Raw genomic sequence first — 14887 nt, forward strand, 5'->3', positions numbered from 1 at the left:
TCAAAGCGTTTATTCCCTATCTTCTTCTTCAAGACGCAAGGTGAATACAAGTGCCCACTCCGTATTTCTCAACGATTCCGTTGAAAGATCCGCTGTATGTATTTTATTGGTACTTGTAGCATGCATGCCAAACACATACACGGGCTGATCTATCGTAAACGAACGTGGACGCATATCCTGAATCAAACCGTGTGCTGTCAACTTTTTGTCCCAAGGAATAGTAATGGTAGAAAGGCTTGATCCCGAGTGAGAAATGGTGTTGACTTTAATCTTGCTGAACTCCTTTTGACCCTCTATGGATTCCGTGTCCACGGATATGATTAGTTCTACTTCGTTGCTGCCCTTTTGCTCGTTCGTACTGTAAAACAAATCTCCGATCGACCCTGCCGAATCTACCTTCTGCCCGTTCTTCCAAATATCGATGTCCAAGCTAGCGTTAGGTTTATTTCCTTCATACTTTAATTTAAACGCACCCGTCATCGGACCGAGGAATAGCTTAAACTTCGCTGCGTCCCCTTGGAACAAATCCACCGGTGTAAATTCGATCTTGGCAGATGTCGAATCGGTCTCAGACGGGATCTGCTCCTTAGTTCCTGCAAAGCAACCCGTTAGAATCATGAAGACGATCAATATACACGCTTTTAGCCTCAATTTACTACCTCCATTAAACTAAGCCATCGTCGTTGTTACATTTGAATATCGCAGCCATCAAAAGGCAAACCTCTTTCAATCAGCATAACAGCATAATTGATGGCATTCTGTTGCTCCTCTGTAAGGCAGCTCTCATGCCCATTCCATTCACTAAGCCACCAGAAGAAAGAACAAATATTTCTGTACTCCATAAACATGGAAATTGTTTGTTTCCAGTACTCGGTGAGATGGTGTTCCTTCTCGTAACCCATGAGGAATTCACGCAAGAACAGTTGGGCAAACCTGCTTTTTGTGACTCGTTCATCTGCTTGTACTCCCCACCAAACGGCATGAGTGGCTGCTATTGCAATGTCTAATGAAAACCAGCCATAGATACTATCGTCAAAATCAAAAACCGTTATTTCACCGTTGTCGATAAAAAAATTATAAGGATGGAAGTCATGATGTATCAGTCCAAACGAATCGCTGCCCCTAGGCAGTGAATCAATCGTACTCTCCATAGAGATCAATTTTTCAAGAAGTATATTGAAACTGCCTCGCTGCAGATGCGGATTATTGATACTTCTTCTGCTCCAGCTGTCTCTCTTCACAAAGTTATCTGATGTTTCGTATGATTTCGATAGCCTATGCATCCTTCCCATGGTTTCTCCCCAATTCCTGAATATCTTTGGGCCCCATAGCTGTTCATTGTGTTTATCAAAAAAGCGACCTGCAGCCTCATGAAAAGCAGTTGCTATATACCACTTATCTTCATCGCAGAATATGGCCGTTAACTCATTATTACATGTTTGAATCGGTAATGAAGCACGTACTCCGTTCTTCACCAAGTAATAAACCCAATCTACCTCCGCCCTTATCTTCGGTACATATTCGTGTGATTTTTGAGATAACCGCAAGATATAGGACTGATCATCCTTCGTAAACCGATATACTTCATTGGTTGAGTTACTCAGGAAGACTAACGTTCCTACATGAAATTCGAAAGATTCTGCGGCTTTAAGCAATAGCTTCGAGCTTGCCATTAAGAATGCCTCCATTTCTTTAAGAGTCATTTCACTACCGCCCAGAATTGGGGCTCCTTGGTATAACGTAATGAATTCAAAGATAGTTACACTCCGGGTATCTTTGTGCCAACAATTTCGGAAGATAACCTTCGCGAACGCACGTGAACAGCTGCATAAGTTCGATTCGTTTGGTGCATTGTAGTAATGCAGAGATTACAAAGGTCTTACTACAAAATGGAGGGATCGTTTTGGCGAAGAGCAAACAGCATCAAGAAGCGCATGGGATTGGACAGATAGAACAACAGCTGAATGATCAAATGGAGGCTGCCGAAGAAATTCAGGGACAATCGAAACTGGATCGAGACATACAAAAAGCCTCTCACCGTCAGGCTGATCCATTGAAAGATCTTTCGAAATAAGGAGAACTGTCATGAACAAACAAAGAGCGATTGAAATTTCGGAATCGGCCATTATGAAAAATGTAACTTATCAGGATACCCCTATCTTTATCCAGCATGTGAATGAGGATGAAACCGCTCGGGTCTATCCGATCGGAAACTCGGAGCAGGAAATGACCGTCCCTTTATCCAGTCTCACCGAGCATCCATAAGATAGAAACACTCACCCAACCTTAAACAAAAAATCCCATCCAATCTCGTTGGTGGGATTTTTTATTGCTAAAACGAAATATGTTTCAAGTAGCACAAGCTATTCCCTTATTTCAGTGATGCCGGTACTTTTACCCCCAGAAGCTTACCCTCCGCTTGGATGATGATCATACCGTTCGTCTTTAACGTCGACTCGTGTAAATCTGCACCCGTCGTTACTCTAAAAACCGGCAACGTCGTCAACATATTGATGCCGAGTAATGTGCCGTTACGCTGCGCCCGATATACGCTTTCCCGTATACGTCAATCTGCGCAACAGGTGCATCGCCTCTCCAATCGATCTGTTCTCCATTCGCCAGCTTGATGCCTGCCAGTTCACGAGTCATTATGTCTTTGAAAATCAACCGTTCCTGAACCAGTCCGATCAACTCCCAGTCGCCCCCATAAGGGCGAGGAAAAGTTCGCAGAGGAACCTCACCTTTCTTATAGGTGTCAAAATTGTATTCGGCCACCTTATTGCCCTGATCCATGTATAACTTCCCTTGGTTTATAAATAAGCCGCCTCCGCCGTACTCATATGGCGGCTCCCCCGACATTTTCCAGCTATATTCTCGGCTGCTCTTCTTTACGCCGGTCTTAAGGTTATACACATTTACGATCCATTTGCGGTCCGGCAGCGACTGATAATCAGTCAGCAATGGAGAATAATAGTCAACCGAATACACGAGACCATTTTTAATTTGGAGCGCTTCTCCCTGACCAAAATGGTCCCATAACTTCTTGCCCGTCTTCTTGTCATAGGCAGTCAATTGAAGAGAAGTGAGCGCTCCTTGTATATAGAACGTCCGAAGGATTACTCCATCCGCCTCCTGAAGATAATCAGTGCCATGTCCTTCTCCTGACGGCTCGTTCGTTTTCCACCGTAACTTTCCTGTGACTGCATCAAACGCGAAGGTACTGCTCCCTTTTATTGCATACAGCGTATCGACAGTTGGAACCAGCACTTCCGTACGAAGCCGAGTATCCATGTAGATGGATGTGTTCGACTGCCATTTCAATTTGCCTGTCTTTGCATTCAAAGCGTATGGCATCTGATCTCCCGATAGGCCATAAATAACGCCATTATGAAATACAACATAAGGCTCCAGGTCCTTACCATAACTCCATAACCGCTTGCCTGTACTCGCATCGATGGCAATCAGCTTTTTCCCGGTGAATGCGAACACCTTGCCATCTTCAGCGATCGCCTGGCGACCCAGATAATTCTCGTCGTCCATATCCATATAGTTGTCCACCTTCACCGTCCAAGAAGGTTTTACTTCTGGTACTTTGAAGACTGAGGAAGGATACCAGTTGCGTAACGAAACATCGGCAGTTTCTGCATTCACTTGCGAAGGTGGTATTGCCAACACGCCATGGACAGTAAGTATGCCCACGGCAATACTTGCAATGATAAGCCGGAGTAGTTGACCTTTGAGGTGTTTACTCCATCGTTTCATTTCAATTCTAAGCATGGATAGCCCTCCCATTTGTTTTGGCTTCTTGCTTCATGACAAATACAACGCTCAGAGAGGGCATAAAGTTCCAAGCGAACCATAAATAATCTTTAAGTTCCCTTAAGTAATTACCTACATAGAAAACTGTTTATCACCCCAAAACGGGAATCAACCCCAATTCGCATTGGAGAAGATTCCCGTTGGTTAATATTTATTATTCCAAATAGCCTTCGGCAATTTCCATCAAGGTTTCTTTGCTTACTTTATTCATGTCTCCATTTATAGTATAGACGTATTTCACCTTTTTGTCTGGGCTCTCGTATACCCATTTCAGCTCGCGCCCTTGCGAAAAACTAAATTCTGTATGCAGCATTTCTACTCCCTTCACTTGAACCTTCTCCTGCTTAAATTGAACATTCTCGTCAATATACGTTGTAGGGTTGCTGTACTTTCCACTCAGATTAGTGATATCAACCCCGATTTTATCCTCTCCATTTTGATACGTAACATTGAGAAGGAAAAGCTGATCTGTCACCTCAACCGGCATCATGGCATATCCCTTTTTGGATGCTTCCGCCTGTTTTCTCAGTTTTTCCGCCAGCGCCTTTTGTTCTTCCGGAGAAGGCGGATTTACTTGCTGAGCATTTTTAAAGAGCACATCCGCTTGTTTGAATTTATAATTTCCATTGACACTGTCTGGAATCTTAACGGATTTATCTGTAATCTTATCGCGCAATTGAGTAAGATTATCGAAGCTAGTCACCTTCGTTCCCAGATCTGTCTGATGATTCGGGTTATTAGCAGCAACGTAGAACAGCCCAGCTTCCCCGTTCTTTAGCACCTTATCCTTAAGTTCATAAAATGCCTTGTAACGCTCTACCTCATCTTTCGATTCTGTTTTTCCGTAATCTTTCGTCGATTTAGTCTCATATACGACTTCGCCATCCTTGTTGTTCAAAGAATGATATTGAACTGCCGCATAACCCGTGGAAGCCATTAACATCATACCTACAAACGCAGTTAAAGCAACTTTATATTTCACAAAAAACCTCTCCTTTTCTTTTGGCTGAGCATATAGTGTATTCATTACTTTTCCTGTCAGGTCGACGTTGGGAATGCGCGGGTCATCAAACAGTTTTTTCAAATCCCGTTCCCTGTCCATATTCATACATTCCCACTCCCTTTACTTGAGCATAATACTTTCGAAATTTTGCAGATGTACGTTCGTATTTTTTACGAAGGCTTGCGCTGTTCTTGCCGAGAATCAAACCGATCTCCTGGTAGCTCTTATCCTCGACACAACGTAAGATTAACAAATTACGCTCTTCCGCCGATAATTTCGCCATGGCCTGATGTACGGATTCATCAAAATAGTTGGCTTCAATATGCATATCGACATCATTATTTTCTTTATCATCCTGGTAAAAGAAAGGTAAATATTTCACCAGTTTTCGCTTACGGATGATGTCAATACATTGATGATAGGCTATCTTGTATAACCATGCGCCAAAATCCATCTCATATTGAGTATATTTCCGCAAGCTGCGGAATGTTTTCAAAAATACTTCCTGTGCGTTATCTTCGGCCTCGGCATGATTACCCAGCATATGATAACAGTAGAGAAAAATCGGTTTTTGATAAACCTTCATGATTTTCTCGAATTGTTCTGTCCCCCCATCCAACACATCTGCAATGATCTGACTTATCTCCGCGTCATTCAAGCCCTCTCCCCCCTTTCACTCTATACAACGAACAACTCGACCCATAATGTGACAGCACAATAAATCACTACAGTCTAAAACGAACTTCGCAAGTAGTTTGTTCAGGTGGATTCCGTAAACCATATCCGTAAGGATGTGCTGATTACTCCACAGACTTGTCCATAATCCCGATCCCATCCTGATAAAACATAGAAAAACCCGTAGAAGCACACTCTTTTCAAAGTGTACATCCTACGGGTCACAGTTTAATTATAAATTTATAGCTGCAATCCTTCTTCAAGTAGGGTTAAAGACTCATCCAGCAATTTTGTGAAATCAACATCGGGATGCTCAGCGTAATAAAGCATCGCCGAGATATTAACTCCAATGATGGCACCGGCTAATGTGCGAATAGCCAAATCATCCTCCTCCCGGCCCATTTTTTTCGCAACAATTTTAGCAAGCATTTGCATAGTTTGAGCCAAATTATTTATTGCTGCTGCTCGAAGTTCAGGCACAGTCATGATCAGTTGATGTCGTTCATTCACCGTCTTAAATTCATCATCAGACATCTGAGTCATCGCTAATTTCACTGCATGACGAACAGCTTGAAGTGGGTTAAAATCGGAAGGTTGATCCTCGAAAGCCGAAATTAGAAGGGAATCATAATTATCAGTAATCAAGACGTCTTCTTTATTTGCAAAATAACGAAAAAAAGTACTTGGAGAAATTTCCGAAGCCTCTGCAATTTGCTCCACAGTAGTTTCGTGGTAGCCAAATTCTTTAAAGAGACGCAATGCATGCATCTGGATTGCAGCCATGGTTTTAGCTTTTTTACGTTCTCGCAACCCAATGGGTTTTTGGTTACTTGATGACACTCTGCTCACTCCCCAAAGGTATTATGCTCGAACTCGTTTTCGATTCGACGATGAGTACTCTTAAAACAACGAGTCTAGACGCCGACCATCTCATGCCATTAATTCATCGTCAATCCAACAAAGGAACCTAAAAGAATCGAGACTTCAGATCATTTTATCACGCTATTGAAATGGTAAGCAAGTTAACATAACTTACATGGAGATAACCTACCTTTAAATTCAGATCAATCACACCACGCTTGCCGTTATAAGTTTTATTGCGTCCCTCCTCAATTTCGCAAACATAAGTCTAAGCCTTCGCCTTTCGTAATAGAGCAGTTTCGAAACAGACTGCTTATTCCCCAGTCATATTTTGATGAATCTCAGGTGCTCTGTTGGCGTTTGTTTTCTTTTGTATAAAAATGACGGTTAACAGGAGTCCTAGTACCGCGACTCCGCCGCATACCCACAACATCGCCTCCATTCCGGCAACGAACGAAGAATGCACTGAGTTCAATAAAGATACCGAGTCAATTTTTTGTGCCACGGCTGCTCCAGCGGAAACATTGCGCTGCACGACTTCTGCAACATCGCCCGGCAAATCGCTCAAGTCCAGATTATTCCGATAGTTCGTGCTGAGAACAGTCCCTAGTATAGCAACTCCCATCGTCCCCCCCACTTGCCGCAATGACATAATGAATGCCGAACCTACGCCGCTTCGTTCCGCCGATAACGGCGACATCGCAACGTCCATTGCCGCGGGCAAAGCCAAGCCAATACCCAAACCGACTACTGTAACCCATATTGAGGCAAAACCGTAACCGCTATCTACACCCGTATTGGCTCCAGTAGCTAAACCAGCAGACAATATTAAGAAACCAAGTGCCAATGTAACCCGAGTGCCAAACTTCGATTGCAGTCTATCGGATATAGGGGCTCCAATCAGAAGGCCAAAAACTAAAGGCAATAAACGCAATCCCGAATCTAACGCATCAACCCCCTGAACCGCTTGGAAATATTGCGGTGTAACGAATAATACTCCAAACATGGCAAAAGAGATGACTGTTGCCAATATCGAGCCCCATGTAAATTTGGATGAACGAAATAAAAAGGGATCAATAAGTGGATACTTGACTCGTTTTTCCCAAAACATGAAAAATACTAAGCAAAATATCCCGCCAATCATAGCAGTTAATGCTGCAACGTCCCCCCAGCCCTTCTCGCCTACTTCAATTACTCCGTATGTCAAGCCGACCAAACCAAGGCTCGAAGCTAGGATCCCTATCGCATCCACTTTGTGCTTGTCTTCGCTGCGCGTTTCAGGCAACAAGATAGAAACGGCGATTAAGGCGATGATGACTAGTGGGATATTGATAAGGAAAACGGATCCCCACTCATAGTTATTCAGCAACCAGCCCCCAACAATAGGCCCCAGCGGTATGCCGATCGCGTTCGCCATCATCCATACGCCTATTGCTTTAGGACGTTCTTCCTCAGAGAACAACACCGGTATAATCGACATTGACAATGGTACCAATAAGGCGGCACCAAGTCCCAGAAAGGCGCGTCCGGTAATCAGCTCCCAGGATGAACTGGCGTAAGCACATCCTGCAGAGGCCGCCCCAAACACAAGCAAGCCCATAAGAAGCATCCGCTTTCTTCCCAATCGATCACCTAACAAGCCAGCGGGCAAGAGCATAGCAGCAAATATTAGGTTATACGCATCTGCAAACCACTGCAGATCTCCATTTGTTGCATGCAAATCCGTAGCAAGAACGGGCAGGGCGAGGTTAAGAATTGTCATATCCAGTCCGACTGCAAGGATTCCTACTGCAAGAGCGCCCAGCACCCACCATCTTCGATTCCCTTGATCAATAATGACAGTTACCACCTTTCGATATTTAATATATAATGACATTCTATTTCATTTGATAGTCAATGTCAAAATATTAATTGAAATGATGGTTTGCAGAGAATGAAAGGAGAAACCTTGTCTCCCCACCTTTTTACGGTTTTTTGAATACTAAAAAAGCTTGGAATCCTTTTTCAGATCCCAAGCTATTATAAGGAATATTATCTTGTCTTACATGTTACCGCGTCGCTGATCAACTCGACTTATAAGCTCTTCAATGATTTCATCCGGTGACCGGTCAACCATCCAGGTTTGGCCATACATTTGCAAAATCTTAATGACTGGACAGTCTTCCCAAAATCCGATGAACTCTTCATTGAGGTAAATCTTCTCTACGACATGCTGATTCATCTCGTTCAGACACTCTTCCAATACGGATTTCGCAGTGGGGTCGTTGATCCAATCGCTAACCAAGCTGAATTTATGAAATGATACTTCTTCCTTGCCAAAATCACAATACAGTCGCTCCGTAATTCTGATATGAAGAGAAGAGCTGCCAAGTGCAATTTGGAAATAACCACTCTCCGCTACCCAGCGGTTATATTTGGTGTTGTAATAAGCAAAGTCTCTCTCTTCAAGTTCAAAGACAATCTGCTGTTTCTCCCCAGGAGCCAACTCGATTTTAGAAAATGCCTTCAATTCTTTCTCTGGACGTGTCCATGTGCATTCTTCGTCGTGGACGTAAAGCTGAACGACCTCTTTCCCTGTTCGGTTTCCGATATTCTCCAGCCAGAAAGAGACCGCGATTCCTGTCTCTGTTTGAGTTGCCTTCATATCCTTATAAGCAAATGATGTGTATGATAAGCCATGGCCAAACGGAAACTGTGGAGCGAGTTCCTTCCTGTCGTAGTATCGATAGCCGACGAACAGCCCTTCACGATAATACAGCTTGCCGTTTTCACCACGGATTCTCATATGTGAAGGATTGTCAGAAAGTTTAACCGGAAACGTCTCGGACAGTTTACCGGATGGACTCACCTGTCCAAACAAGATTTCAGCAATTGCTTTACCCATGCCTTGTCCGGAAAGCCATGAGTGAATGACAGCGGGAACATGCTGAACCCATGGACGCATCGCCAAGGCTGAACCACTGCTGGTCACCACAATACATTTAGGTTGTACGGCTGCAATCGCTTGAATAAGCAGAATCTGCTGTTCTGGCAAATCAATGCCCTTCAAATCACGCATCTCGGATTCGGCGTACTCAGGCTGGCCAACGAAGATAACTGCAACATCCGATTTCGCCGCCAATGCGACACTTTCCTTGATCATCTCCACATGAATGGTGTCATCTTCAGGGTAGCCCTGAGCATAACTCATCTCAACGGAAGCTCCAGCCAACGCCTTCATTTCTTCAAATGGAATATCAATGTGAGTAGGCGTTACTTTTGCGCTGCCGGCTCCTTGAATTCTAGGTTTTTTGGCAAAACGACCGATAACTGCAATGGAATGGGTTGACTCCGCATGGATCGGAAGAATGCCATTCTCATTCTTTAGAAGTACGATGCTTTCTGCTGCAGCTTTTCTCGCAAGATTGTGGTACCCCATATCGAATACCGGAGCAGATTCTTCAATACCAGTTACACGTTCTACGAGTTTTAGAATACGGGCAACGCTTTTGTCGAGCTGCTCTTCTGCAAGATTTCCGCTCTCCACGGCTTTGATAATCGCATTCGTGTTATAACCGGCAGGCCCCGGCATTTCGAGATCAAGTCCTGCTTTCAGCCCACGGATCCGATCATTTACAGCTGTCCAGTCTGAGATCACGACACCCTCGTATCCCCATTCTTCTCTCAAGATATCATTTAATAAGTGCTCGTTCTCACTAGTATACGAGCCATTAAGCAAATTATAGGAGCACATGACGGTCCAAGGATCCGATTTTTTAATAATTCGCTCAAAGGCGCTTAAATAAATTTCGCGCAGCGTCCGTTCGTCCACCTCTGAACTCGTCACCATCTTCTCGAATTCCTGATTGTTGCAAGCAAAGTGTTTAAGCGAAGCGCCAACTCCTTTGCTCTGGAGGCCATTGATGAAAGCAGCGCCCAGTTCGCCCGTCAGGCAGGGATCCTCGGAGTAATATTCGAAATTTCTTCCCCCAAGCGGAGTCCGCTTCATGTTGATTCCTGGGCCGAGCAGCAATTCTACTCCCATCTCTTTGGATTCATTACCGAGTGCCTCCCCAACTTCGTGCAGCAGTTCAGTATTCCACGAAGAACCGATAGCGGAGCCCGTAGGATAACAAGTTGCGGGAACATTCTCTGTCGTGATCCCCATTTCATCGTCACTGTTCGTTTTGCGGATCCCATTCGTTCCGTCATACATATGAACCGGCGGAATGTCGAGTCTCTCGATCCCTTTGGTCATCCACATATTTAATCCCGCGCACAGGGATGCTTTTTCAGTAAGTGTCATTTCCTTTATCAATGCGTTAATAGATGCTTTCATTTGTATCCACCCTTTCATCTCAAGCTTCTTCTTGTAACTCCCGCTCTTTCTTTAACTCCTGCGCATCGTACAGTTTGAAAAACGGAAACCATACGGCGAACACAATCAGCAAGACGACGGCAAGCAGAATAAGTCCATTCAATCCGGACATGAGGTAAGTCGATACACCGATCGGCGTATACCATAGCTGGAAGATTTTACTTGGGATTTGTGCAAACCCCATATCAAGCGCTAAGTAGACGATTATGGGTGTAATGAGACCATTAATCCACATAGGTACCATCAAAAGCGGATTGAAGGCAACTGGCGCTCCATACACAACAGGCTCGTTAATATTAAACAGGGAAGGAATTAATGTTGCTTTACCAATGGTTTTCAGCTTTTTGGATCTGGCAAACAGGAACCAGATAACAAGCGGCAATGTTGCACCCATCCCTCCGATTCCAAGCCATCCGGAGAAGAATGTTTCAAATGTATTAATGTTGACGGGATCCAGTCCCTGCGCCACCAATGCGGCATTTTCCTCAATCGCCGGAATCCATATGGCATACCATATTGGCATTAGAACCCATGGGCTAACTCCGAAGGAATACAGTACAACCCCAATAAAGTTAAACAGAATAAACCCGAACAAGCTTTGCCCCATAGCATTAATAGGTTCAAACACGCTCACAATCAGTCCAAAGATGTCAAAGTGGAGCTGATATACAAGAACCCAGCCTATGCCCATGATCACGGCAATCGGTACCAGGAAGTCAAACCAATCCATAATAAACTCTGGCATGGAAGACCCTTTTTTAAAGAAAGAAAACTTAGCACAGACATTCATGATTACGGCGATGAAGACGCCTACAATGAGTGCCGTAACCATACCCGCAGGACCGAAACGCTCAAGAATGAACTGAACGGTTCCGTCCTCGTTTACGACGGGATTAAGCAGCATGAGGAATAAGGATATGCCGGTCATTCCCGCAAGCAGCTTGATTTTGTGCCTCTCCTTTTTCTCCATAACCGTATACGGCGTTAGAAATGCAATAAACAAACCGAGAAGACCAAAACTGAATGTTGTGATTGGCGTCAAATCCGGCATGCCAGGAATGAAGTCTTGCAAAATTGAAATCAAAGTAATAATAGAACCGATAAAAATCATCGGGATGGCAACCATAATGGCTTCTTGTATTGATGCTATCCAAATGTTATTTGTAATCGCATCCAATCTTGGCGCAAATGATTCCGTCATCCATTTCATGAAACGCTTCATCTGTTGATTCCCCTCCTGTAATTCTGTTGTGCACATAGCTATAGTATAGATATTTTTGTTAACGCTTACTCGTTGTAAATTGCCTCGCCTATGGGCGTTTTTTGTTCTATTCTTATCCTTAGATCCGGCTAATCGTCTCTACCTGGAATCGACAGCAAAAAACACCCCCTCTCATGGAGGTGGTGTTCTTGAAGGTTGTGTTTAAAACTGTTTCTCTAATGTGAGCAATAGCACACCATGTGGTGGAAGATTGATTTCTTTCTGGCAACCTTGATCCTGTAATATCTCTGTCCGGATGACCGGGCCGCTTCTTCCGTGAAGATACGCAAGTTCCTCCTCCGTCAAGATTTCGGGTGCTCCCATGCGAACCCACTCGTCAAAAACGGATCCATGATCCCGGTCCATCTGATAGGTTGTGCATTTATAGGTTCCCGGCAGATGAGGAATGTTGATTTGAAACAGCTTGCTGCCTTTCTCTTCGAACACGCTGTAACGGTTATGATTGGACATCTCCGACCAGTCTCCGCTTGAAAACATATGATCTAAATGGACGTAATGATAGAGCAGAAGTTGTATGCTCCCGTCTTTATTCTGAGTACCTATATAACCATCACCCTTAACGGTTATCTCATCACCCAGTTTCTGAAGAAACTCAAAGGCGTAACAGCTTGGCTTCTTAAGTCCATCCCGATTCATTAAACCAAAGCCTCCATAAAACGGAGAGGATGGAACAAGACTTTCCTCAAACACATCAGTAAAGCACCAAAAAGCCATTGCCTTTACATCTCCCAATGTATTCATCGCATGATACATCACGAATGGGGCCATAAACATGGTATCGTGCAACAGATGCCGGTCATAGAGGGAAAAGTTCCATTCGGTAATATGCAGCTCCAAATCACGGAAAGCGGCAAGCTCCATTTTTTCCTGCAGTCGATGGATGCTCTCTTTATAAAAAGTTGGAGGCATCATTTTCGTTAACATATTCTGCTCCGCTTTGAGCTGAGGATACTCCGAATAGATATGAAAGGAAAAGAAATCGATCGCTACTTGATGCCTCTTGCAATATTCCATAAACTCCTCGGCCCATGTGTCGTTCCAAAGTGAACCATAACCTAAAGCAGGTCCGCCTGTTTTTAGTTCTGGAAGAACCGACTTGATCACTCGAACGGTAGATTCATAAAAGGAGAAATATTCCTCTTTGCTTCCTGCCCAGCAAACGCCTGATAAATCCGGTTCGTTCCATACTTCAAAGTACCACTGTTTTACTTCCTCAGCCCCGTACCGATTTAAGCAATGCCGAACGAACTCACGAACAAGCGCCTCCCATTTTGCCTGATCAGCTGGAGGGGAAATATTCCCCTTCCACCAGAATACCGTTTCGTTGGAACGGCTGAGCAAGGTCGGCATAAAGCCTAGCTCCACAAACGGCCTGATACCCAGCTCAATAAGAAAGTCATAAAGCTTGTCAACATAAGCCCAATTATAGACCGGAGTACCGTCATCCTCTTCGTTGTATACCATCATCTCATCATTAAAGATGCCATGAAAACGTATATATTCAAAAGGAACCCGTCCTTTAAGCTCGGAAAGCTGCCGACGCCAGTCATCTCGCAGCCCTTCAACTGCCCTGCCCGCTGTTGTGGTAACATTCCAGTGTTTTTTGTACCCTGTTGACGACATTCCCGGCTGAATCCGAATTTGCTCCTGATCCGTAACAACCACCGTTAAAGGGTTCGCCCTCTCCTGTTCTTGATCCGACTTCACTTCCAGATATCGATATAATGACCCCATCGCATTGATCGTATCTAATTCATAATAGTCCCCACTAGAGGACTCTTCATATGTAAGTGGTTTTCGATTAGGCTTATCCTGAAGCGGAGCAGCGGCTTCACGATACGAACTTGGTGTAGACCCGTACTTTTCTTTGAAATACTTATTGAATAGCTTTACGTTCGCAAAACCGCAATCCATTGCAATTTCGGTAATGCTCTTTTCACTTCCGGAAAGCTCCGACTGTGCCTTCTCCAAACGGATCAGCGTTAAATACTTTTGGAAAGGAATACCGATTTTATCGGTGAAAAAGTGAGAAAAATAATGCAAACTTAAGTGCTCTTGTTCCGCCATTGTCTGCAGCGTAATCTTCTCTTTATAATTTTGATCGATATAGGTAAGAACCCGATTCAGCCTTTTATAGTCATAGCTCTTGCTGCCATCTTCGGCTTCCGGGTTGATTCCTTCCGAAAAATATCGCAATAAATGCCCGCATAAGGTTTGCAGCCTTCCCATCGTGTAGCTTCGATAGCCTGGAGACTTCTTGTTCATCTCCCACACCATCTTTGCAAGCTCTTGCTTGATTGTGTCAAATCGGAATCCGATCGGCTCAGTCTCCGTCGTAGAATTACAGGAAATAAAAACGTTATTGTGCAGCCACTCCGGGCCAAATTGAAGCGTTAATAAAATATTGTCAGGGCTATTCTGTTCAAACTTATGGATCGACATGCTGTTCACCACAATGACATCGTCCTGATGCAGGATATACTGCTTCTGGTCAAGATGCACGATAACAGAACCTTGGAGAACATAGACAATCTCCACCTCTTTATGCCAGTGAAATGGAACCTGCTTCACACTGTTGACAAACAGCTTAAAAGGCATATCATCTTGATGCTCGATAAATTCATAAAGGTAACGCATATTGGGCCCTCATTTCTTGTTAACTGAAAACGATATCTTTTTATTGTAGATATTGAACGGATGATAAAGTGAGTCATAGAATGCAAATATCATCATAAATTATAGATCCTTATCATGATAGCATGTATAGTTTACGACTTTTACATACATTAGAAAACAGGCTATCCGTGAGCACTAAATGTTATTATACTAGGGCCTGTATGCAAACTGTGACCCTATAATTTGGGTAATGAATAAGTATGATGAGACGATA

Annotated in this window: 13 protein-coding genes; 2 read left to right on the forward strand and 11 right to left on the reverse strand. The window is 43.8% G+C overall.

Annotated features, from left to right (window positions below; translation table 11 throughout):
• Positions 1-9: 9 nt before the first annotated feature.
• Together J7E85_RS16340 and J7E85_RS16345 are read right to left on the reverse strand one after the other, a co-directional pair.
• On the reverse strand, positions 10-651 hold the full coding sequence (locus tag J7E85_RS16340; RefSeq protein ID WP_215159497.1) for a hypothetical protein: 642 nt from the start codon (positions 649-651) through the stop codon (positions 10-12).
• A 35-nt stretch (positions 652-686) separates the two neighbouring features.
• Positions 687-1673: a phosphotransferase enzyme family protein gene (locus tag J7E85_RS16345; RefSeq protein WP_215159499.1), complete on the reverse strand. Its 987-nt coding sequence runs from the start codon at positions 1671-1673 to the stop codon at positions 687-689.
• 230 nt (positions 1674-1903) lie between these two features.
• Here J7E85_RS16345 and J7E85_RS16350 point away from each other — a divergent pair, with 230 nt between their 5' ends.
• Together J7E85_RS16350 and J7E85_RS16355 are read left to right on the forward strand one after the other, a co-directional pair.
• Complete coding sequence (locus tag J7E85_RS16350) at positions 1904-2074, forward strand: hypothetical protein (protein WP_215159501.1); 171 nt, start codon at positions 1904-1906, stop codon at positions 2072-2074.
• An 11-nt stretch (positions 2075-2085) separates the two neighbouring features.
• A complete protein-coding gene (locus J7E85_RS16355; protein WP_076321652.1) occupies positions 2086-2265 on the forward strand; it encodes an H-type small acid-soluble spore protein in 180 nt (59 codons plus the stop codon).
• Positions 2266-2371: 106 nt separating this feature from the next.
• On the opposite strand, the gene J7E85_RS34075 is transcribed toward J7E85_RS16355, so the two are convergent.
• The 9 genes from J7E85_RS34075 to J7E85_RS16395 all read right to left on the reverse strand — a co-directional run bounded on the left by J7E85_RS34075 (position 2372) and on the right by J7E85_RS16395 (position 14634).
• Positions 2372-2509 (reverse strand): hypothetical protein, encoded by a 138-nt coding sequence (locus J7E85_RS34075; RefSeq protein ID WP_251035764.1) that lies wholly within the window; start codon positions 2507-2509, stop codon positions 2372-2374.
• The gene (locus J7E85_RS16360) at positions 2503-3777 is read right to left on the reverse strand and encodes an outer membrane protein assembly factor BamB family protein (RefSeq protein WP_251035765.1); all 1275 of its coding nucleotides are present in this window, start codon (positions 3775-3777) and stop codon (positions 2503-2505) included. The genes J7E85_RS34075 and J7E85_RS16360 overlap by 7 nt, the downstream gene beginning before the upstream one ends.
• Positions 3778-3973: 196 nt before the next feature.
• Positions 3974-4927 (reverse strand): hypothetical protein, encoded by a 954-nt coding sequence (locus J7E85_RS16365; RefSeq protein WP_215159504.1) that lies wholly within the window; start codon positions 4925-4927, stop codon positions 3974-3976.
• Positions 4887-5444 carry an RNA polymerase sigma factor gene (locus tag J7E85_RS16370; protein WP_353049510.1) on the reverse strand — a complete coding sequence of 186 codons (558 nt, stop codon included), beginning with the start codon at positions 5442-5444 and terminating at the stop codon, positions 4887-4889. Before J7E85_RS16370 ends, J7E85_RS16365 begins: the two co-directional genes overlap by 41 nt.
• A gap of 293 nt (positions 5445-5737) precedes the next feature.
• On the reverse strand, positions 5738-6337 hold the full coding sequence (locus J7E85_RS16375; RefSeq protein WP_237566476.1) for an acyl-CoA-like ligand-binding transcription factor: 600 nt from the start codon (positions 6335-6337) through the stop codon (positions 5738-5740).
• Positions 6338-6671: 334 nt separating this feature from the next.
• Positions 6672-8234, reverse strand: coding sequence for an MFS transporter (locus J7E85_RS16380; RefSeq protein ID WP_215159505.1), 1563 nt, complete (start codon positions 8232-8234; stop codon positions 6672-6674).
• Positions 8235-8399: 165 nt separating this feature from the next.
• Positions 8400-10643, reverse strand: coding sequence for a beta-glucosidase family protein (locus tag J7E85_RS16385; RefSeq protein ID WP_251035767.1), 2244 nt, complete (start codon positions 10641-10643; stop codon positions 8400-8402).
• Between the two features lie 52 nt (positions 10644-10695).
• Entirely contained in the window at positions 10696-11937 is a 1242-nt protein-coding gene (locus tag J7E85_RS16390; protein WP_215159509.1) for a PTS sugar transporter subunit IIC, read from the reverse strand.
• Positions 11938-12138: 201 nt separating this feature from the next.
• A complete protein-coding gene (locus J7E85_RS16395) occupies positions 12139-14634 on the reverse strand; it encodes a GH39 family glycosyl hydrolase (protein ID WP_215159511.1) in 2496 nt (831 codons plus the stop codon).
• Positions 14635-14887: the final 253 nt, after the last annotated feature.

Origin of the sequence: Paenibacillus sp. ISL-20 (assembly GCF_018613005.1) — a bacterium.
In the GTDB taxonomy this organism is placed as follows: domain Bacteria; phylum Bacillota; class Bacilli; order Paenibacillales; family Paenibacillaceae; genus Paenibacillus_AQ.

Coding starts and splice junctions, on each gene's coding strand:
- J7E85_RS16345 (WP_215159499.1), bottom strand. CDS start 1,673: ATGGCAAGCTCGAAGCTATTGCTTAAAGCCGCAGAATCTTTCGAATTT.
- J7E85_RS16355 (WP_076321652.1), top strand. CDS start 2,086: ATGAACAAACAAAGAGCGATTGAAATTTCGGAATCGGCCATTATGAAA.
- J7E85_RS34075 (WP_251035764.1), bottom strand. CDS start 2,509: ATGTTGACGACGTTGCCGGTTTTTAGAGTAACGACGGGTGCAGATTTA.
- J7E85_RS16360 (WP_251035765.1), bottom strand. CDS start 3,777: ATGCTTAGAATTGAAATGAAACGATGGAGTAAACACCTCAAAGGTCAA.
- J7E85_RS16365 (WP_215159504.1), bottom strand. CDS start 4,927: ATGAATATGGACAGGGAACGGGATTTGAAAAAACTGTTTGATGACCCG.
- J7E85_RS16380 (WP_215159505.1), bottom strand. CDS start 8,234: ATGTCATTATATATTAAATATCGAAAGGTGGTAACTGTCATTATTGAT.
- J7E85_RS16385 (WP_251035767.1), bottom strand. CDS start 10,643: ATGACACTTACTGAAAAAGCATCCCTGTGCGCGGGATTAAATATGTGG.
- J7E85_RS16390 (WP_215159509.1), bottom strand. CDS start 11,937: ATGAAGCGTTTCATGAAATGGATGACGGAATCATTTGCGCCAAGATTG.
- J7E85_RS16395 (WP_215159511.1), bottom strand. CDS start 14,634: ATGCGTTACCTTTATGAATTTATCGAGCATCAAGATGATATGCCTTTT.